The sequence below is a fragment of the Nocardia sp. NBC_01388 genome, from assembly GCF_045040085.1.
GTDB lineage: Bacteria > Actinomycetota > Actinomycetes > Mycobacteriales > Mycobacteriaceae > Nocardia.
Genome location: NZ_CP109553.1, coordinates 2630252 through 2649063 on the forward strand (window position 1 = coordinate 2630252; position 18812 = coordinate 2649063).

Below are 18812 nucleotides of genomic sequence, written 5' to 3' on the forward strand. Positions count from 1 at the left end.
CTTTCAGGACACGAGTTCGACGACGGTGGCATTGGCGGTGCCGCCGCCCTCGCACATGGTCTGCAAGCCGTAGCGAATTCCGTTGTCGCGCATGTGATTGATCATGCGGGTCATCAGCACCGCACCGGAGCCGCCCAGCGGATGACCCAGCGCGATCGCCCCGCCCAGCGGATTGCACATCACCGGATCGGCGCCGGTTTCGGCGAGCCAGGCCAGCGGGACCGGAGCGAACGCCTCGTTGACCTCGAAGACGCCGATCTCGGCCAGCCCGATTCCGGCTTTACCCAGCACTTTCTCGGTCGCCGGAATCGGCCCGGTGAGCATGAGCATCGGATCCGAACCCGCCACGGCGCCCGCGCGGTACCGCACCAGGGGCGTCAGTCCCAGCGCCCGGGCCCGCTCCGGCGTGGTGACCAGCAATGCCGCCGCACCGTCCGAAATCTGGGAGGAGTTGCCCGCGTGAATGGTTCCGTCCTCGTCAAAAGCCGGCTTCAGCCCCGCCAGCTTCTCCACCGTGGTGCCGCGACGAATGCCCTCGTCCACGGTGACGGTCCCGGAATCGGTGACGACGGGCACGATCTGAGATTCGAACGCACCGCGGTCCTGGGCGGCAGCGGCCCGTTCGTGCGACAGCGCCGAAAACTCGTCCAGCCGGGTTCGGGAGAAACCCCATTTGCGGACGATGAGTTCCGCGGACAGACCCTGATTGAACGAGAAGTCCTCGTACCGCGCAAGCGCTTTCGGGCCGTAGGGACTTCCGCCGGCTTTGGCCGCGCCCAGTGGCACCCGGCTCATCACCTCGACGCCACCGGCCACCACCACATCCTGCTGGCCGGACATGACCGCCTGTGCCGCGAAATCCAGTGCCTGCTGGCTGGATCCACACGCGCGATTGACGGTCGTGCCCGGAATACTCTCCGGCCAACCCGCAGCCAGTACCGCGTAGCGGCCGATATTGCTGGATTGATCGCCGACCTGGGATACGCAGCCCCACACCACATCGTCGATCACGGACGGATCGATGCCGGTCCGATCGACCAGCGCGTTCAACACGACCGCGGACAGGTCCGCCGCGTGCATACCCGACAGTCCACCGTTGCGTTTACCCACCGGGGTGCGGACCGCCTCGACGATAACGACTTCACGCATTGTTCTCTCCTGCTCGGGAACCGGCCATGGTTTTGCTCGGGAGGTCGTCCAGCGCCCAGCCGCCGGAGAAGCGCGGTTCTCGCTTCTCGGTGAAGGCCGAGAAGGCTTCCGGAGCATCAACGGTCGCGAAATTGACACCCTGGGCCCTGGCCTCGGCGCCGAGCGCATCGCGCAGACTGCCGCTCGCGCCTTCGTTCAGCAGGGCTTTGGTCTGTGCGAGCGCAACGGGCGGCCCGGACGCCAGACGGGTGGCGAGGTCGTCGACGAAGAGGTCGATCTCCTCGCCCGGCACCACCCAGGTGACGAGGTTCAACTCCCGCGCCTGGTTCGCGTCGATCGTCTCGGCCAGCAGTGCGAGTCGTTTCGCCTGGTGCAGGCCGACGAGATTGGGCAGCAGCCAGGAGCCGCCGAGATCCAGCGACAAGCCGCGGCGGGTAAAGATCTGCGCGAACGTGGATTCCGGCGTGGCCACGATGAAATCGCAACCCAGGGCCAGGTTCCAGCCCGCTCCGACGGCCACGCCCCGCACCTTCGCGATGGCGGGCATCGGCAGCTCCTGCAGTTGCGAGGCCACCTGCGTCAGCAGCCGCATCTTTCGCGCCGGATGCCCGGCCGTCAGCACCGAGACGTCCGCGCCCGAGCAGAAGGCCCCGCCGGCACCAGTAAGCACCAGCGCGCGGACACCGGGATCGTCGCCCGCGGCAATCAGGGCATCGCGCAGCCGCGCCCACATATCCCAGGTGACGGCGTTCTTACGGTGCGGCCGATTCAGAGTCAGCGTCCGGATGTCGTTGCGGTCGTCGACCAGCAGGTCGGGTTCATCGGTCATAATCTCTTCTCACACAGTCGATGTCGAGGGCCATCCGGCTCAGAGGTAAGCCGGGCCGATCGCGCCCAGCGCTCGCAGTGATTCGATTTCCGCACTGCCGCAACCCCATTCGGCCAGCACCGCATCGGTGTGCTGCCCCAGGCCGGGGACCGCACCCATGGGCGGGTCGTAGCCAGCCACGATGGCGGGCGGCAGCAGCGACGGAATGGGCCCGGCGGGCGTGTCGATGGTGCGCCATCGGTCCCGCTCCACCAGTTGCGGATGTTCGAGCACCTCGCTGGGCAGGTTGTAGCGGGAGTTGCCGATGCTCGCGGCGTCGGCCGCCTTCTGTATCTCGGCCAGTTCGTGCCGGGCGCACCACTCGCCGATGGCCGTGTCCAGTTCCGCACGATGCCGGACCCGGCCGGGATTGGTGCGGAACCGTTCGTCGCCGGCCAGATCGGGGCGGCGCAGTATCTCGTGCGCCAGGCGCTGCCATTCCCGGTCGTTCGTGGTGCCGAGCACCACCGTCTGCCCGTCGGCGGTGGCGTACGAGCCGTAGGGCGCGACCGCGGGTGAACTCATGCCCAGCGGCTGCTGGTCCACCCCGGCGTGCCGGGCGTAGGTGAGGTGATAGCCCATCACCTCGGCCATGGTGTCGAACAGGCTCACCGCGATGCGCGACCCCGCCCCGGGTCCGGACCGCATGCGTTCGCACAGCTGCGCCATAATCGTCAGCGCCGCATACAGTCCCGTCGTGACGTCCGCGACCGGCGGCCCCGGTTTGGCGGGAGCGCCCGCGAAACCGGTCACCGCGCACACCCCCGCCTCGGCCTGCACCAGCAGGTCGTAGGCGCGCTTGTGCGACAGTGGCCCGCCCGCACCGAAACCGTCGATCTCGACCGAGATCAGGTGGGGGTGCCGGGTGGTCAGCTCCGCGGCCCCGATACCCAGGCGGCCCGTCGCACCCGGCGCGAGATTCGATACCAGCACGTCCGCGCCGGCCAGCAGCCGATGCAGAAGTTCTGCTCCCGCAACCGATTTCAGATCCAGGGTCACCGATTCCTTACCTCGGTTGACCCAGACGAAATGTGCGGCCTGCCCGTGCACCACGTCGTCGTAGTGCCGGGCGAAATCGCCGCCGTCCGGGTTCTCGATCTTGATCACCCGCGCCCCGAAATCGGCGAGGGTGCGCGTGCACATGGGCGCGGAAACCGCCTGTTCCAAGGCGATCACGGTGACGCCGGCCAGGGGGCCGCGCGCATCGGAGCGCGGTGACCGTAGTCCGGCCGGAGGGTCGGGTGCGCCCATCACATCACCATGCCGCCGTCCACCGGCAGCACCTGGCCGGTGATGAAGGAGGCGGCATCGGAGGCGAGGAAGACGAACGCCCCCGCGACCTCCTGCGGTTCCGCCCAGCGCCGCAACGGGATTCGGTTCAGCATCTGGGCGGCGAACTTCTCGTCGGTGCGAATGGTGGTGGTCATCGGCGTGGCCGCCAGCGGCGCGAGCGCGTTCACCAGGATCTGTTTGCGCGCCAGTTCCCGCGCCAAGGATTTGGTGATGCCGATGATGGCGGCCTTCGCGGCGGAGTAGTTGATCTGGCCCAGTGTGCCGACGATGCCGGCGGAGGAGGTGACATTGATGATGCGCCCGGTGCCGTCGGTCGGCAGGTAGGGCAGCGCGGCCTGCGAACAGGTGAAGGTACCGAGCGCGTGGATATCGAACAGCCGGCGCATCGAATCCGCGGTGGTGGCGGCGAACATGGCCGGATCGGTCACGCCGGCGTTGTTGACCACGATGTGCAGTGTTCCGTCCGCCAGGGCCGCGGCCTGTGCGGCCGCCGCGTCTGCGGCGGCCCGATCGGATACATCCAACGCGAAGCTCTGTGCCACACCGCCGTTCGCGACGATCTTCTCCGCGACGGCCGCCGCCCCCGCTCCGTTCAAATCGGTCACCAGCACCGCCGCCCCGGCCTCGGCCAGTGCCGCGGCCACTGCGGAACCGATGCCGCCCGCCGCGCCGGTCACCAGCGCCGAGCGCCCCGTGAGATCGAAAAGTCCGTTCCTGCTGGCCATTCAGTAGCTCCTCGGCATTCCCAAAGTGTGCGATCCCAGATAGTTCAGGATCATTTCCTGGCTGATGGGCGCGATCTTCATGACGCGGGCCTCGCGGAAGTACCGGGCCACGTTGTATTCCTCGGCGTAACCCATACCGCCGTGTGTTTGCAGGGCGCGATCGGTCGCGGTGAATCCGGCGTCGGCGCACAGATATTTCGCCGTGTTGGCCTCACGCCCGCACGGCTTTCCGTTGTCATACAGCCAGGTCGCCTTGCGCAGCATCAATTCCGCCGCGTCGAGGTGGGCCAGCGAATCGGCCAGCGGGAATTGGATGCCCTGATTCATGCCGATCGGCCGGCCGAAGACCTCGCGTTCACCGGCATATTTCACGGCCCGATCGAGCGCGACCCGGCCCAGGCCCAGCGCCTCGGCCGCGATCAGCATCCGTTCCGGGTTCAGGCCGTCGAGGATGTATTTGAATCCCTGACCCTCTTCACCGACTCTGTCCTCCACCGGAATTCGCAGATCGTCTATGAACAGCTCATTGGAACTGACGGCATTGCGGCCCATTTTCGCGATCGGCCGGATATCGATGTGGCTGCGGTCCAGATCGGTCAGGAACAGCGTCATCCCGTCGGTCTTCTTGACCACCTCGTCGTAGTGCTGCGTACGTGTCAGCAGCAGGATCTTCTCCGACTCCTGAGCCTTCGATATCCACACCTTGCGGCCGTTGACGACATAGCTGTCACCATCACGGCGCGCGAAGGTCGCGATCCGGGTGGTGTCCAGACCGGCGGCGGGTTCGGTCACGCCGAAACACACGTGCAGCTCTCCGCGTGCGATGCGCGGCAGCGTGCGCTGCTTGAGTTCCTGGGACCCGTGCACCACTACCGGCTGCATGCCGAAGATCGACATATGAATGGAGCTCGCGGCATTCATGCCGCCGCCGGTGCGCGATACCTCCTCCGCCAGCAGCGAAGCCTCGGTGATACCGAGGCCGTGCCCGCCGTATTCCTCCGGAATGGTGATGCCCAGCCAACCGCCACGCGCGACGGTGTCGTAGAACTCCGTCGGAAATTCGTGTGCCGCATCCTTTTCCGACCAGTACCGGTCGTCGAACTTCTTCAGCATTTCGCCGACGGACTTCCGGATCAGTTGTTGATCCTCGGTCAGCTCGAAACTCATGCCCCCGGACATACTCGCTCCTCCACTGTCATCATCGCAGCCCGTCAGTCCGATGCGGGCAAGGCTTTGGCCGCCTTGATGGTCATCGGCTCACCGTCACAGCTCAGCGCACCCGATCCGGATGCGGTGCACAGCACTTCGACCGACTCGTCGGCATTGACATAGCGTTTGCCGATGAGAGTCACCGCCGCGCGTGAGTCCGGCTCGGCTTTGGGGGCGCCATTGGCCGGGACCATCGGTGCGCCGCCACAGGTCAGCGTGGGAGCTCCACCCGCGGGCACCCGCACGGCGACCACGCGGGTACCGCACACGGTGCTGGCGAGCTGCTCACCGGGACGCAGTTGCGATGCCGTCATGCTCGATCTCCTTTCCGGGCAAACGATCCGCGAGCTGAGCCAGGTCGAAAGACTGGCGTGCCATCCAGAAGCGCAGCACGCCGGTCAGCGAATAGCGCAGGAACACCGCGGCCCCCACCACGCTCACCGACACGCCCGCGAGCGCGATGGTGAGCGCATCACGCTGAACCAGTGCGTCAGAAGTGTTGTGAGACAGCAGATATGCCAGCACGGTCAGTACCGGCCCACCCACCAGCAGCGCGACGCCCAGGCGCAGCCACAGGCCGCTGCGGCCGGCGGCCGGATCCGGAATCTTCAATTCGGCTATCTCACGGACGAAACGATCCGCGCGTGTGTCGGTCATACGGGACTTCCTAGGTAGAGAGCGGCCAATTCCTCGCGCAGTCCGGCCCCCGGACTGCCCTGGTATTCGATCTGCCCGCGCACCAGTACGGCGGCATGGTCGGCGATATTGAGAACGGCGGCCGCGAACTGTTCGACGACCAGGACGGCCACGCCTGTTCGCGCGATCTCGGCGACCTGTTCGTACAGCTGCCCGACCACCAGCGGGGCCAAGCCCATGGACAATTCGTCCAGCAGCAGCACGGCGGGTTCGGTAGCCAGGCCGCGAGCCAGGGCGAGCATCTGCTGTTCACCGCCGGACATGGTGCCCGCGGTCTGACTCGCACGCTGGGCGAGAATGGGGAATCGGGTATACGCGATCTCCTCGATCCGATCGAGCGGGCGACCGGTGAAGGTCATCATCAGCAGGTTGTCCCGGACCGTCAGATTCGGGAACACGCCTCGCCCCTCGGGTATCAGGCAGACTCCGGCGCGCGCCAGATCGCGCAGGCTCGCCCCGGTGACGTCGCGGCCGCCGAGCAGCAGTTGCCCCGAGGCGACCGGATGCACGCCTGCGGCGACCTGCAGCGCGGTGGTCTTGCCCGCGCCGTTGGGTCCGAGCAGCGCCACCACCTGCCCCGGCGACACCGCGAGGTCGACGCCGTGCAGCACCGTAATGGTGTCGTAAGCGGCACGGACACCGCGCAATTCGAGCAGTGCGCTCATACGTCCCCCAGATAGGCGGCCAGCACGGTGTCGTCGCGGCGGATCACCTCGGGCGGGCCCGAGGAGATGACCTTGCCGAGGTCGAGCACGAACACCTCGTCACAGACGTTCATGACCAATCCCATGTCGTGCTCCACGAGCACGACCGCGGTGCCGTCAGCAGCCAACTCGCGCAACAGGTTCGCGAAACGCTCGGTCTCCGCGCTGTCCTGCCCGGCGGCGGGTTCATCGAGCAGCAGCAGGCTGGGCCGCGTCGCCATGGCACGACCCACCTCGACCAGGCGGGCGGAACCGGTGGGCAGGTCGTCGGCGCAGGTATCGGCGACGGCGCCGAGTCCGAGCCGCTCGATAATGCCGGTAACGGTGGCCGCGGCCTGGCGGCGGCGCGGCCCCAATTCCGCTGCGACGAGCAGATTGTCGCGCACCGTCAGCCGGCCGAACAGTTCCAGGCGCTGGAAGGTGCGAGCCAGCCCGTGGCGGGCGCGCGGGGTGGGGCCCATCCGGGTGATATCGCGCCCGTCGAGCCGGACGGTGCCCGCGGACGGCCGGCGCAGCCCGCAGACGACGTCGAACAGCGTGCTCTTGCCCGCGCCGTTCGGACCGATGAGGCCGGTGATCCGGCCACGTTCGGCGGTCAACCCGGCGCCGTCCAGGGCGTGCCGGCCACCGAAGGTGACGCGCACCCCCTCAACCTGCAGTAGTGACGGCATGGTCCAGCACCTCCCGGTCCTGTGGCCGCCACGGGCGGCGCACACCCCACCACTCCACCGGCACATCGGGTTCCCCGATCGGGCGCTGCCGGGACTGAGCCCAGCTCCGGACCATCAGCACGGCGATCAGTGAGCCGAAGAACAGCATCCAGCCGTCGATGACGTCGGCGAGCCGCAGCAGCCACAGCAGTGCGGGCACACCGAGCAGCAGTCCCAGCGAAAGCCGTTCGCGCAGTACCGCATTCCAGTCCGCACGCAGGCGTGCCACCGCTCCGGCGCGAACTACACCGCCGCCGAACGCGATCCCGGCGAGCGCGGGTACCACCTCGACGAGGTTCTGGGTCGAGGACCACAGCACCGTGACCGCGGTGAGCGGGCCGAACAGCGCCACGCCGACGAACAATCCGGTGCCGATCGCGCCCAGTCCGGCGAAGACCGCGACCAGGAAGATCGGCAGGCCCGCAACGAAACCGAACTGATCGGCGGTGACCGATTGCAACTGCATGCCGTACAGCGCGCCGCCGAGTCCGGCGATGCCCGCGGACAGGGCGAACACCGAGACCTTGGCCAGCAGCAGATTTCCGCCCAGCGTGGCATAGGCGGCCTCGCTGTCGCGCAGGGCGATGAGCCGGCGGCCGAACCGGCCGCGCCGCAGCAGCGCGACGCCGAGGCCGGCCAAGGCCAGGCAGACCGCCGCGAACACGGTGATCTCCGCGGCGGTGTCCAGGTGCACGCCGAACATCCCCGGGCCGGTCAGCTCGATCGAACCCTGATCGAACAACGAGATCCGGACGCCCAGTAGCTCGAACGACGGCAATGTGAAGATCCAGCGGTCCAGCACCACCGCGAAGGCCGCAGTGCCCAGGGCCAGGTAGACACCCGAAAGACGGAGTGCGGGCAGGGCGATCACCGCCCCTGCCGCCGCCGCGATGAGCACCGCGGCCGGCAGCGCCCAGGCTTGCCCGTGCGACCCGAGATGTGCGTAGGCGATCGCACCGATACCCGCCATGCTCAGCTGACACAGCGACAGCTGACCGGCGTATCCGGCCAGGGGCACGAACGACAGCGCGATCACGCCGAAGGCGAAGATGCGCCCGTAGCTGATCAGGTCGGATTCTCCGAGGACAGTGGCCAGTACGAGGCCGACCAACACCACCACCGCACCGAACAACAATGTGCCGCGCAGTGTCGGAGTGGGCACCTGGCTCAACTGACGGTCCCGCCCGCGCAACCGCCCGTGCGGAAACACCAGCAGGGCGAGGAACAGCAGCAGGGCGGGGGCGGCCAGCCGCAGTCCGGGCAGATAGGCGTTCTGTGGCAGGTATCCGGCGAGGTAGCTCTCCAGGCAACCGACCACCACCGCACCGAGGAAGGTCATCGGCAGACTCCGCAGCCGACCGAACACTGCTGCGGTATAAGCACTTACGATGAGCAGCGACAGCTGTGCCGCGTCCAGGTTCACCATCGGCGCGATGAGAATTCCGCCCACCGCCGCCAGTTCGATGCCCAGGATCCAGGCGACTCGATTGGCCCGCACCGGATCGGCGCCGGTCAGTCCGACCAGTGCCCGATCGTCCACCCCGGCGCGCATCTCCGCACCCGTGCGGGTGCGAAACAGCAACAGCCGCAGGCCGATCGCGACCGCGACGGCGACCGCCATGGTGAGCCCCTGGTGCCAGGTAATGGTGGCCGAACCCAGGTGCACGGGTTTCACGCCGGCGAAGAAGGCCGGCAGGGTGCGCGCCTTGTTCGGATCCCAGATCCACCGCGCCGCGGCGATCAGACCGCTCAGCAGCGCCACGGTCATCACCAGTCGCTCGGCTTCACCGAGTCGCTGCACCGAGCGCATCGCGCGCTCCACCGCCAGCCCGGAAAGCGGTGCGAGCACCAGCAATACGAGTGGCAGCGCCACCGCGACCGGAACATTCCAGCCGATGGTCAGCTGCCAGTAGGTGAAGGCCGCCATCATCCCCGCCGCGCCGTGCGCGAAATTGAAGACGCCGGTCGTGGTGTAGGTGAGCACCAGCCCACTGCCGATCACGGCATAGATGGCCGCGGTGCTCAAGCCTACGAGCCCGAAGGTGATGAACTGTTCCATTACTTGACGTCGCTCAGGCTCTTGCCGACATCGGCGAGGGTGAAGGGGCGGTCGTAGCTACCGGTGTAGCGGTAGGCGGTGATATTGCAGCGGAACTGCCCCTGATCCGGCTTGAAATCGGCGGCCTTCCAGCCCTGCGCGGAGGCCTGAACCACGTTGAAGCACTTGGGCGGCGCGTCCCGGCCCGCGACGACATTGGGTGCGTTCAACCCGCCGCCGGTCCACGCGGTCTCCTTTGTCGCCGCCGCGATGAGGCAGGCACGGGTGAGCTGATCACCGCAGCTCGCCGCCGACTTGGCGAACAGCAGCCAAGCTGAGAACGCCCGGAGCGCCGCCATCGTGATGTCTGCCTGCGGGGCGTACTTCTTGTACAGATCGAGCAACTGTTGCGTGGCCGGGCCCGGGCTCTCGACCGGAACGGTACCGCCGAGGTCGGCGTAGTTGTTCTGGAAGCCGATCGATTTGCTCGCGGTCTCCAGGAAGGATTTGTTGTACGCGCTGTTGTTCGCGTCGATCCAGTCCAGCTTGTAGTCCATACCGGTGAGGACGTCCTCCAGCTTGGCCAGCTGCCGCCAATCACCCAGGAACATCAGCCCTTTGACGCCCTTGCTCTTGATGGACTGTGCGTACGGCGTCCAGTCCGCGACACCGCTGGCCGGATACAGATCGTTGTAGATGAAGGTCGCACCGCCGGCGGTCATCGCCTCCGCGAACTTGTCACCCATCACCTTGGTGACGGGTGAATCGCCGTTGATCATGCCGACCGCGCCCGCCGATGCCGGATACGCCTCTTTCAGCAGCCACTGGTAGTACCCGGTGTACTGGAAGTAGTTGACGTAGGCGCTGGCCGAGGCGTTGTACTGCAGATCCGATTGCACGTTCTGCTGCTGGGAGATCTGGCCCGGGAAATCGGGCAGCAGGCAGGAGAGCCGTTCCTTGGCGCCCAGGGCGTCGAGCGCGGCGCCGCCACCCACGAGCGCGAAATCCTCGCGGCACGCGTCGAGCATGCGCTGGCGAACTTCCATCAGCTTGGTATCACGGGTCGTGGTGCTGATCTTGCGGCCGCCGATGCCGCCCGCCGCATTGCACCAGGAGGCGAACACCTTTGCCGCGTCGACGAATTCGGAGTTCTTGGTAAATCCCATATCGGTGAACACACCGACCTTGATCTCCGAAGCGGTGACGCCCTGCGCGGGAGTACCGCTCGGCGCGCCCGGTCCGCACACGCCTTTCAGATCGCCGAAGTCGCCCGAGGTCACACCCTGTGCCACCGTCGTTTCCTCGGCGCCGGGCCCGCTGCGGCCGCCACATCCGGTGACCAGCAGCAGCACCGCCACCAGTCCGACCAGTATTCGCTGCGTCTTCACGCTGGTTCCTTCACTCTCACAATCGATTTCCTGGTTCAGCGGATGCGCCGGGCCGCCCAGCTCAGCAGGCTGTGGTCTGGCCGCCACTCTGAATGGCCAGCAGGGCACAGAAGGTGGCGGCCGCGACCTTCCACTGACCGGCGTCCTTCACCGCCTGACCGGACTGATCGGGCAGCACCGGAGTGCCGTTGAGCAGCAGGGTGTATTTGACGTCGGCGTGACTGGTGTCGCTGAGTTTCACCTCGGCGACCGTGACGCTGGTGCCGGTGGCCTGCGGGTTGACGGCCATACCGTCGAGGGCCTGCTGGAAGGCGGCGCCCTTCTCGACCAGTCCGGCGCGGGTGGCCGCGGGTGTCTTCCCGTCGAAGAACGTGACATAGGTGTCGGTGACGGCCTTGGTGTCTGCGGCCGAGCTCGTCGAATCACTCTTCGCCGCAGCGGAAGTCGCGGCGGATGCCGCCGCGGAAGTGGTCGGCGAGGCCGAATCGCCGGAGCTGCTGCAGCCCACGATCGACGTACCGGTGAGTGCGACGAGACAGCATGCGACGACGGTCTGCCGGAGGGATGTGAGGCGCATGGTGGAACCCTTTTCAGCTTCGAGGAAGACCGAGCACGCGCTCGGCGATGATATTGCGTTGTATCTCGGAGGTGCCGCCGGCGATCGTTCCGGCGAAACTGCGCAAATAGCGCTCGAACCAGCTACTCGTGAAGTGCTCCAGACTCATCGGGGTGTAGGGCCCGGTCATGGCTGGATGATGCAGACCCTCGGGCCCGGCGGCGTTCAGCGCTGCCTCCGCTGCGGACTGCACCGCCTCGGACCCGAGGAGTTTGAGGACCGACAGTGCCGGAACATTTTGCTGCCCGCGGGCTTCGCGGGCCAAGGCCGCCGACCCGAGCAGCCGCAGCGCCTGCAGGTCCATGACGAGCGTCGCGTAGCGATCTCGGTCCAGCTCGGTGCGGGGCCGGGAGTCGGCGGCCAGTTCCTCGAGCCGGTCGGCGAAACTGAGCCACAGGAGCGTGCGCTCGTGACCGAGCGAGCCGTTGGCCACCTTCCAGCCGCCGTGCAGCTCCCCGACGAGATTCGCCGCGGGCACCCGCACGTCCTCGAAGAAGACCTCGTTGAAGTCGAGATCGTCTGCGGCACAGGCGGAGGCGAATGGCCGCCGGGTCACGCCCGGGGTGTCGGTGGGGATGAGCAGCACACTGATGCCCTTGTGCTTGGGCGCATCCGGATCGGTGCGGACGAAAGTGAGCAGCACATCCGCGTTATGCGCGCCGGAGGTCCACACCTTCTGCCCGTTCACCACGAAATGCTCGCCGTCGGGGACCGCGCGGGTGCGCAGCGATGCCAGATCCGATCCGGCCCCGGGTTCGCTCATACCGAGCGCCGCGGTGATCTCGGCACGCAATATCGGTGCGGCCCAGCGCTTCTTCTGCTCCGGTGTGCCGAACGTCAGCAGCGAGGCCGCGATGATGCCGAGGCCCTGCGGATTGAAACTGTGATAGATGCGCCGCTTCGACAGTTCCTGAAGGTGGACGTACTGCTGCAGCAGAGTCGCGTTGCGCCCGCCGAATTCGGGCGGATTGGCCGGTAGCAGCCAGCCGTTGTCGAACAACACCCGCTGCCAGCTCCGGGCCCACTCCGGAACATCCGCGCTGGAACGGGATCGCTGTGCGACGTCGGCCGCGCCGGGCAGGTGCTCGGTCAGGAAGGCGACGAAGTCGCCGCGAAAGGCCTCGATGTCGGCGTCAAAGGTGAGTTGCACGGTACTCCTCGGCGATCAGCGCCCGGTGCACGGCCGCGCCGCCGAGCAGCAGCTCGCCGAACTTGGCCCGCTTGAGCGCGAATTGCAAATCGTTTTCCCAGGTGAAACCCATGGCGCCGAACAACTGCACCCCGTGGCGGAACACCAGCGACTGGCATTCACCGGCTGCCGCCTTGGCCATGGATGCGGCGAGCTCACGCCCGGGATCCTGCTCGGCAATCGTCAGCGCCGCGTAATAGGCCAGCGCACGGGCTCTTTCGACGGCCACATGCATATCGGCGGCCTTGTGCTTCACCGCCTGGAACGAGCCGATGGGCACACCGAACTGCTGCCGGGTACGCACCTGCTCGAGCACCAGGTCGAGAATGCGCTGACAGGCCCCCACCATGGTCAGAGCCAGTCCGGTCAGTGCCAATCGGCGCGCATCGCGCACCTGCACCGGGCTGCGGTCGGCGTCGCCGACCCACACGTTCTCGAAGGACACTTCGGCCAGGTGCGAGACGGGGTCGAAGGTCTCGGTGCGGGCGGCCGTGACAGCCGTCGAGGGGACCACGAAGACCCCGGCCGCCGTGACCACGGCCAGACGGTCGGCGCGGTCACCATCCAGTACCTGCCGGGCGGTCCCGTTCAATCGCCACCGGGTGCCCTCCCTGCGGGCGAGAACGCCGTCGTAGACGGTCGCCCCGGTTTCGCCCGCGTGCACGAAATCCGGTGCCAGCGGGGCGAATTGCGTCATGGTCGCGAGATAGGGGGTGGGATCGGTGGCCCGCCCCAGTTCTTCGAGCACGATTGCCAGCTCGACAGCGTTCTCCGGATCCGTCAGTGCGGTCCACCCGTGCTCGATATACGCCTGCCACACCGGGGCCGAGTCCGTGCCTTTGTCGACAATCTCGCGGATCACCGTCGGCGGGCACCGCTTCGCGACAATGCCGCGAACCGTCTCCTGCCACAGTCGCTGATCCGAGTCGAACTCGAAGATCATCCCGGCCTCCCTCGCTATGCCTCGGTGCACACTTTCGATGAGAATAGCATTCTCATTTGCGGAAAGTAAGAGTCTCGATAGCGGTAGCCGACACGCACCCCGCGGGTCAGGAAATGTGGTATTTCCGGTAAGGTGCAATCATGTTCTCCACACATGACAGCGGACCGGTCGCGCCGTGACCCTTCCCAATGACGAGCCGGCCTGGAAGCAGCGCGCCGTGGAGCGCTCGCTGCGCAGCGCGAAGCTGCGCGCCGAAGAGCGGGTTCAACGCTTTCTCGATGCCGCGCAGGCGATCATCACCGAGAAGGGCACCACCGACTTCACCGTCCAGGAGATCGTCGAGCGCTCCCGCCAGTCACTGCGCAGCTTTTATCTGCAGTTCGACGGCAAGCACGAATTGCTCCTGGCCCTGTTCGAGGACGCCCTGGCCCGCACCTCCGAGCAGATCCGCGCCGCCGCGGCAGCCAAGAAGGATCCGCTGGACCGGCTCCAGATAGCCGTCGAGCTGCTGTTCGAGTTGTGCCGCCCGGACCCGATCGCACAGCGCCCGCTGTTCACCGATTTCGCACCGCGCCTACTGGTTTCGCATCCGGCACAGGTCAAGGTCGCACACGCACCACTGCTCGAGTTGTTGACCGAACTGATGACCGAAGCAGAGACGGCAGGCGAGTTACGCGAGAGCATCGACCCGCGGCGGATGGCGGCGATCGTCATGCAGACCGTCATGTTCACCGCGCAATCCAGCGGCAGCACCGACGAGGAGACCATCCACCCCATCACCGCCAGTGAGGTCTGGGAATTCTGCTCGACCGGGTTCGCGGGCGGCAAGTAGCGAGAACCATATTCTCATTTTGTGACAATTATGATTACATCGGTCTATGCCCGATCTGTGGACCGATCTGCTCGCCTGCCTCGAATTGCGCCCGAGTGCCGCCACGACGCGCCCGAGCACCCTCTCTACTTTCGAAGGTCCCAACCAGCAGCTGGAATATCACCGCCTGTTCGGCGGACAGTTGCTGGCCCAGTTCCTCCGCGCAGCGGACATCGCCTGTCCTGACAAGGCGGTCAAGTCCATGCATGTGCTCTTCGCGCGCGAGGGCAAAAGCGATGCGCCGGTGCGGTATATCGTCCAGATCCAGCACCAGGGACGCTCTTTCGCGACCCTGGCGATCACTGCCCGGCAGAATGGCGACGTGATCGCCACCGCTGCGGCGTCCATGCATGCCACCGAGAACGGACCCGAACACCAAACCGTCGGCGAGGTGCCGCCGGTGCTCGACGCCGAACATCGGGTGCGCCTCGACCTCATCCCATGGGAGACCCGCGCGATCGGCGATCTCGATGCCGCCGCCGCGCACGCCCCCGATTACGACCTGTGGATGCGCACCCCCGAGGTCGGCCCGGAGCTCGCTCAGGCCCTGATCGCGTACGCCACCGATCTCAATCTCATCGGCACGGCACTGCGGCCGATTGAAGGCTTCGGCCAGCGTGGCAACGGCACCGCCTTCACCTCCGCCACAACCTCACACACCGTCTGGTTTCATCGCCCCTTCCGGGCAGACGACTGGCTGCTCATGCGCCACCACAGTCCGGTGCTCGCCCACGGCCGCTGCTTCGGCCGCGGTGACGTCCTCACCGCCGACGGAACACTAGTGGCCTCTTTCGCGCAGGAAGCCCTGCTCCGCTTCCGGCCGTAATGCCGGGACACCTTCCCCGCTGAAACCCCTTGCTGCGGAACCATTCCGAGTAACGCTCAGCGCGACAACACTGCGTCGGCCCAGCACTGCGCCGGGCCGACGCGCGCTACAGGTGCAGCGCTTCGATCTCGTTGGAGGCCGGCAGCAGCAGCTCCGCGGCGGTGTACGGATCGCTGCGACCGGCGGCGACGGCCGCGGCCAGCCGGTCCAGGTCCGGGTGCACGCGCAAGCGAGTCTGGGCCAGTGACAGGATCTGCGCTCGTGCGCGTGCGGTCCGCCGCGCGCGGGTGTCGGTGCGGTGGTGCGCCTCGATGGCTTGCACGAGCGCCGGCAGCCCGACACCACGCACGGCACTCAGGGTGAAGATGGGGACGTCGGTCTCGGCGTGCAGGTCTCGGACGGTCTGCTCGGCGCCCGCACGGTCGGCCTTGTTCACCACGATCAGGTCCGCGACCTCGAGCAGGCCCGCCTTGGCTGCCTGAATGGCGTCGCCCGCACCGGGATTCAGAATGACAAGGGTGGGGTCCGCGAGTGCGGCGATCTCGATCTCCGATTGACCGACGCCGACCGTTTCCACCAGCACCAGATCGTAGGACAGCGCCGCCAGCAGCCGGATGGCGGCGGGAACCGCCTCGGCGAGGCCACCCAGGTGGCCGCGCGTGGCCACAGAGCGGATCAGGACATCGGGGTCGTTGATGTGCGCGGCCATCCGGATACGGTCGCCGAGCAACGCGCCGCCGCTGTAGGGCGAGGACGGGTCCACCGCGAGCACGGCCACCCGCAACCCCTGCTCCCGATAGACCCCGACCAGGGCGGCGATGGTGGTCGATTTGCCCGCGCCGGGCGGACCGGTGATACCGATGACACGCACGGGGGCGTGCTCGAGCACCGCCAATACCTCTGCGCGGCGGGGGCTTTCGACCAGACTCAGCAGGCGCCCCGCCGCGCGGACCGATCCGTCGCGCGCGGCGGCCACCAGTTCGATGACGTTCATCGGTTCTTGTCTGTCACCGGGTGGGCACCTCGATCAGAGTCGCGGAACCCATTCCGCCACCCGCGCACAGCGCCGTGATGCCCAGTCCGCCACCGCGACGGCGCAATTCGTGCACCATGGTGACGATCATGCGTGCGCCGGTAGCCGCTACCGGATGCCCCAGCGAGCAGCCGCTGCCGTTCACGTTCACCCGATCGGGATCGAGGTCGAACTCCTTGATCATCGCGACGGGCACCGAGGTGAACGCCTCGTTGATCTCGAACAGGTCGATATCGCCGATCGAGACTCCCGCGCGCGCAAGGGCTTTGCGGATGGCGGCGATCGGGGCCAGGCCGGTGAGTGCCGGATCGATACCGGCCGAGGCCCATGACCGAATGGTGCCCAGCGCCGGAAGGCCGGCCGTATCGCTGGCGATCACCAGTGCGGCCGCCCCGTCGTTGGCCCCGGAGGCATTGCCCGCCGTGATACTGAAGCCCTCGATCTCCGGATGTAACGGTTTGAGCGAGGACAGCTTCTCGGCGGTGGTGGAGCGGCGCGGATGCTCGTCCACAGCAAACCGCCCGTGTGGTGTGTCGATGGGGAGGATCTCGGCGTCGAAACGCCCCTCGTCGATGGCCGCGATCGCATTGCGGTGCGAACGTAATGCCCAGGCGTCCATCTCTTCTCGGGTGAGACCGTATTTCACCGCTGTGTTCCAGCCGACCGTAATCGACATGTCCAGGTTCGGCGCGTCGGGGCGATCGGGATGGGAGGGCGAGACCCACGGATCCGCCCACTCGTCCGGTCCGATCTGGAATCGTGCCTTCGGCGCGGTGGAATCGGAGTTCACACCACCGGCGATGATCACCTCGTCCATGCCCGCGCGGATAGAGGCTGCCGCGCTCTGCACCGCCGCCATCCCCGCGGCGCAGTGCCGGTTGTGGGCCAGACCCGGGACAGCGTCGAGACCCGCGGTGAGGGCCGCGTGCCGCGCCAGAACGCCGCCGCCGTAGCGGCCCTCGCCGAGGATCACGTCGTCGATCGGGCGGCCCCCCACCGTGGCGGCGGCAGCCGCCACCACGTGGTGGGCTAAGTCGAAGGCATTGGTATCGCGCAGTGTCCCCCGGCGGGCGGTGCCGATGGGGGTGCGCAGCGCGGATACGATGACGGCTTCAGGCATTGGAGCTCTCCACTTCTGTGACCAGGTTGCGGCGCAACAGCTTTCCGGTTTCGGTCTTGGGCAGGTCGGGACGGAACACAATGGCGTCGGGCGTCTTGGACGAGCGCAGCCGCGCCTTCACCCAGCGTTTGATCTCCTCCGGGTCACCGGCACCGACCACGACCGCGACCAATCGCTGCCCCCATTCCGGATCCGGCACCCCGATGACGGCGGCCTCGGTGATACCCGGATGCTCGAGCAGCACGTCCTCGATCTCGGCCGGCGCGATGTTCTCGCCGCCACGGATGATGGTGTCGTCGGCGCGACCCTCGATGAACAGGTACTCGCCGGCGTCGAAGCGGCCCAGATCCCTGGTGGGGAACCAGCCTTCGGCATCGAGGACACTGCGACCGCCGTATTCTCCGGAGATCTGGGTACCGCGCGCGAACACCAGGCCGGTCTCACCCGGTGCGACGAGTTCCCCCGCTTCCGTGCGAATCTGGACCTCGATACCGGGCAGTGCGTGACCCACCGACCCGAGCCGATCACGTACGGCCGGATCATCGGACTCGAAGGCCGTGCGGTGGTCGTCGGGACCGAGAACCGCAATGGACGAAGCGGTTTCGGTGAGCCCGTAGGCATTGACGAAACCGGTGTCCGGGAAGGCACGCAGCGCCCGCTCCAGAACAGGACGGGGAGTGCGTGATCCGCCGTACGCCAGGCTCCGCAGACTCGGGGTCCGCGCATCGGCGCCGTCGACGGCATCAACGATCCGCGCGAGCATGGTCGGGACCAGCATGGCGTGCGTAACGCTTTCGGCCCGAACGGTTTCGAGCCACTCCTGTGCGTCGAACGCCGTGAGATACACGATGCGCCGGCCGGTGTAGAGGTTCGACAGCAGGTTCGTCAAGCCCGCGATGTGGTAGGGCGGCACCGACACCAGCGTCGCATCGGACTCGGCGGCGGAACCGAATTCGAGGGTATTGAGCACATAGGCCATCAGGTGACGGTGACGTAGCAGAGCCGCCTTGGGCGCGGAGGTGGTGCCGCTGGTGTAGATGATCACCGCCACGCTCTCGCCGTCCCAATCGAGGTCGGCGGCCTGCGTATCATCCTGTCCCCCAGTAGCTTCCACCAGACCGTCCAGGTCTTCGGGCCGCAGCACCAGGGCACCGGGATGCCGGTCCACGAGCGCTCCCAGCTGGTCCGCGCCGAGCCGGTAATTGAGCGGCACGAACGGCACGCCGGCCAACACCGATCCGAACAGTGCGACCGGGTAGGCGAGATGGTTCACGCCCAGGTAGAGCACCGCCGAACAGCCCCGGAATCGCCCCGCCGCACGCCGGGCCAGCGCGGATAGCTCGGAGGCGGTGAGGGACCGGCCCGCGGCCGTCACTACCGCGCGATCATCGGCCGCGGACGCCATGTCGAGAATCATGTTGATGTTCATGAGAA

At 67.2% G+C, this 18812-nt stretch carries 19 protein-coding genes; 2 read left to right on the plus strand and 17 right to left on the minus strand.

Translation table 11 applies throughout. The features are described from left to right. Positions 1–3: 3 nt before the first annotated feature. The 14 genes from OG716_RS12815 to OG716_RS12880 all read right to left on the minus strand — a co-directional run bounded on the left by OG716_RS12815 (position 4) and on the right by OG716_RS12880 (position 13528). Positions 4–1149: a thiolase family protein gene (locus OG716_RS12815; protein WP_405137863.1), complete on the minus strand. Its 1146-nt coding sequence runs from the start codon at positions 1147–1149 to the stop codon at positions 4–6. Next, positions 1142–1978 carry an enoyl-CoA hydratase/isomerase family protein gene (locus OG716_RS12820; protein WP_405137864.1) on the minus strand — a complete coding sequence of 279 codons (837 nt, stop codon included), beginning with the start codon at positions 1976–1978 and terminating at the stop codon, positions 1142–1144. Before OG716_RS12820 ends, OG716_RS12815 begins: the two co-directional genes overlap by 8 nt. 39 nt (positions 1979–2017) lie before the next feature. Next, on the minus strand, positions 2018–3268 hold the full coding sequence (locus tag OG716_RS12825; protein ID WP_405137865.1) for a CaiB/BaiF CoA transferase family protein: 1251 nt from the start codon (positions 3266–3268) through the stop codon (positions 2018–2020). Further along, positions 3268–4035 carry an SDR family NAD(P)-dependent oxidoreductase gene (locus OG716_RS12830; protein ID WP_405137866.1) on the minus strand — a complete coding sequence of 256 codons (768 nt, stop codon included), beginning with the start codon at positions 4033–4035 and terminating at the stop codon, positions 3268–3270. The genes OG716_RS12825 and OG716_RS12830 overlap by 1 nt, the downstream gene beginning before the upstream one ends. Then, positions 4036–5214, minus strand: coding sequence for an acyl-CoA dehydrogenase family protein (locus OG716_RS12835; protein WP_405137867.1), 1179 nt, complete (start codon positions 5212–5214; stop codon positions 4036–4038). It lies immediately after the preceding gene. Positions 5215–5246: 32 nt separating this feature from the next. Continuing rightward, positions 5247–5558, minus strand: coding sequence for a hypothetical protein (locus OG716_RS12840; RefSeq protein WP_405137868.1), 312 nt, complete (start codon positions 5556–5558; stop codon positions 5247–5249). Beyond that, the gene (locus OG716_RS12845; protein ID WP_405137869.1) at positions 5530–5901 is read right to left on the minus strand and encodes a hypothetical protein; all 372 of its coding nucleotides are present in this window, start codon (positions 5899–5901) and stop codon (positions 5530–5532) included. The genes OG716_RS12840 and OG716_RS12845 overlap by 29 nt, the downstream gene beginning before the upstream one ends. Further along, positions 5898–6605: an ABC transporter ATP-binding protein gene (locus tag OG716_RS12850; protein WP_405137870.1), complete on the minus strand. Its 708-nt coding sequence runs from the start codon at positions 6603–6605 to the stop codon at positions 5898–5900. The genes OG716_RS12845 and OG716_RS12850 overlap by 4 nt, the downstream gene beginning before the upstream one ends. Beyond that, entirely contained in the window at positions 6602–7315 is a 714-nt protein-coding gene (locus tag OG716_RS12855; protein ID WP_405137871.1) for an ABC transporter ATP-binding protein, read from the minus strand. Before OG716_RS12855 ends, OG716_RS12850 begins: the two co-directional genes overlap by 4 nt. Next, the gene (locus tag OG716_RS12860) at positions 7293–9413 is read right to left on the minus strand and encodes an ABC transporter permease subunit (RefSeq protein WP_405137872.1); all 2121 of its coding nucleotides are present in this window, start codon (positions 9411–9413) and stop codon (positions 7293–7295) included. The genes OG716_RS12855 and OG716_RS12860 overlap by 23 nt, the downstream gene beginning before the upstream one ends. Then, on the minus strand, positions 9413–10780 hold the full coding sequence (locus OG716_RS12865; RefSeq protein ID WP_405137873.1) for an ABC transporter substrate-binding protein: 1368 nt from the start codon (positions 10778–10780) through the stop codon (positions 9413–9415). The genes OG716_RS12860 and OG716_RS12865 overlap by 1 nt, the downstream gene beginning before the upstream one ends. 61 nt (positions 10781–10841) lie before the next feature. After that, positions 10842–11357 carry a hypothetical protein gene (locus OG716_RS12870; protein WP_405137874.1) on the minus strand — a complete coding sequence of 172 codons (516 nt, stop codon included), beginning with the start codon at positions 11355–11357 and terminating at the stop codon, positions 10842–10844. 13 nt (positions 11358–11370) lie between these two features. After that, on the minus strand, positions 11371–12546 hold the full coding sequence (locus OG716_RS12875) for an acyl-CoA dehydrogenase family protein (protein ID WP_405137875.1): 1176 nt from the start codon (positions 12544–12546) through the stop codon (positions 11371–11373). Continuing rightward, positions 12530–13528 (minus strand): acyl-CoA dehydrogenase family protein, encoded by a 999-nt coding sequence (locus OG716_RS12880; RefSeq protein WP_405137877.1) that lies wholly within the window; start codon positions 13526–13528, stop codon positions 12530–12532. Before OG716_RS12880 ends, OG716_RS12875 begins: the two co-directional genes overlap by 17 nt. Positions 13529–13703: 175 nt before the next feature. Here OG716_RS12880 and OG716_RS12885 point away from each other — a divergent pair, with 175 nt between their 5' ends. Together OG716_RS12885 and OG716_RS12890 are read left to right on the plus strand one after the other, a co-directional pair. Then, a complete protein-coding gene (locus OG716_RS12885; RefSeq protein ID WP_405137878.1) occupies positions 13704–14360 on the plus strand; it encodes a TetR/AcrR family transcriptional regulator in 657 nt (218 codons plus the stop codon). 46 nt (positions 14361–14406) lie between these two features. Next, on the plus strand, positions 14407–15225 hold the full coding sequence (locus OG716_RS12890) for an acyl-CoA thioesterase (RefSeq protein WP_405137879.1): 819 nt from the start codon (positions 14407–14409) through the stop codon (positions 15223–15225). Between the two features lie 106 nt (positions 15226–15331). Here the strand turns inward: OG716_RS12890 and OG716_RS12895 are convergent, their stop codons facing one another. The 3 genes from OG716_RS12895 to OG716_RS12905 are packed head-to-tail and all read right to left on the minus strand — an operon-like array spanning position 15332 to position 18807. Beyond that, entirely contained in the window at positions 15332–16219 is an 888-nt protein-coding gene (locus OG716_RS12895; protein WP_405137880.1) for an ArgK/MeaB family GTPase, read from the minus strand. Between the two features lie 13 nt (positions 16220–16232). After that, the gene (locus OG716_RS12900; protein ID WP_405137881.1) at positions 16233–17378 is read right to left on the minus strand and encodes a thiolase family protein; all 1146 of its coding nucleotides are present in this window, start codon (positions 17376–17378) and stop codon (positions 16233–16235) included. After that, on the minus strand, positions 17371–18807 hold the full coding sequence (locus OG716_RS12905) for a class I adenylate-forming enzyme family protein (protein ID WP_405137882.1): 1437 nt from the start codon (positions 18805–18807) through the stop codon (positions 17371–17373). The genes OG716_RS12900 and OG716_RS12905 overlap by 8 nt, the downstream gene beginning before the upstream one ends. Positions 18808–18812: the final 5 nt, after the last annotated feature.

Excerpts from the sequence above, each read along its gene's own strand:
- OG716_RS12815 (WP_405137863.1), bottom strand. The coding sequence starts at position 1,149 with ATGCGTGAAGTCGTTATCGTCGAGGCGGTCCGCACCCCGGTGGGTAAA.
- OG716_RS12820 (WP_405137864.1), bottom strand. The coding sequence starts at position 1,978 with ATGACCGATGAACCCGACCTGCTGGTCGACGACCGCAACGACATCCGG.
- OG716_RS12825 (WP_405137865.1), bottom strand. The coding sequence starts at position 3,268 with ATGGGCGCACCCGACCCTCCGGCCGGACTACGGTCACCGCGCTCCGAT.
- OG716_RS12830 (WP_405137866.1), bottom strand. The coding sequence starts at position 4,035 with ATGGCCAGCAGGAACGGACTTTTCGATCTCACGGGGCGCTCGGCGCTG.
- OG716_RS12835 (WP_405137867.1), bottom strand. The coding sequence starts at position 5,214 with ATGTCCGGGGGCATGAGTTTCGAGCTGACCGAGGATCAACAACTGATC.
- OG716_RS12840 (WP_405137868.1), bottom strand. The coding sequence starts at position 5,558 with ATGACGGCATCGCAACTGCGTCCCGGTGAGCAGCTCGCCAGCACCGTG.
- OG716_RS12845 (WP_405137869.1), bottom strand. The coding sequence starts at position 5,901 with ATGACCGACACACGCGCGGATCGTTTCGTCCGTGAGATAGCCGAATTG.
- OG716_RS12850 (WP_405137870.1), bottom strand. The coding sequence starts at position 6,605 with ATGAGCGCACTGCTCGAATTGCGCGGTGTCCGTGCCGCTTACGACACC.
- OG716_RS12855 (WP_405137871.1), bottom strand. The coding sequence starts at position 7,315 with ATGCCGTCACTACTGCAGGTTGAGGGGGTGCGCGTCACCTTCGGTGGC.
- OG716_RS12860 (WP_405137872.1), bottom strand. The coding sequence starts at position 9,413 with ATGGAACAGTTCATCACCTTCGGGCTCGTAGGCTTGAGCACCGCGGCC.
- OG716_RS12870 (WP_405137874.1), bottom strand. The coding sequence starts at position 11,357 with ATGCGCCTCACATCCCTCCGGCAGACCGTCGTCGCATGCTGTCTCGTC.
- OG716_RS12880 (WP_405137877.1), bottom strand. The coding sequence starts at position 13,528 with ATGATCTTCGAGTTCGACTCGGATCAGCGACTGTGGCAGGAGACGGTT.
- OG716_RS12890 (WP_405137879.1), top strand. The coding sequence starts at position 14,407 with ATGCCCGATCTGTGGACCGATCTGCTCGCCTGCCTCGAATTGCGCCCG.
- OG716_RS12895 (WP_405137880.1), bottom strand. The coding sequence starts at position 16,219 with ATGAACGTCATCGAACTGGTGGCCGCCGCGCGCGACGGATCGGTCCGC.
- OG716_RS12900 (WP_405137881.1), bottom strand. The coding sequence starts at position 17,378 with ATGCCTGAAGCCGTCATCGTATCCGCGCTGCGCACCCCCATCGGCACC.
- OG716_RS12905 (WP_405137882.1), bottom strand. The coding sequence starts at position 18,807 with ATGAACATCAACATGATTCTCGACATGGCGTCCGCGGCCGATGATCGC.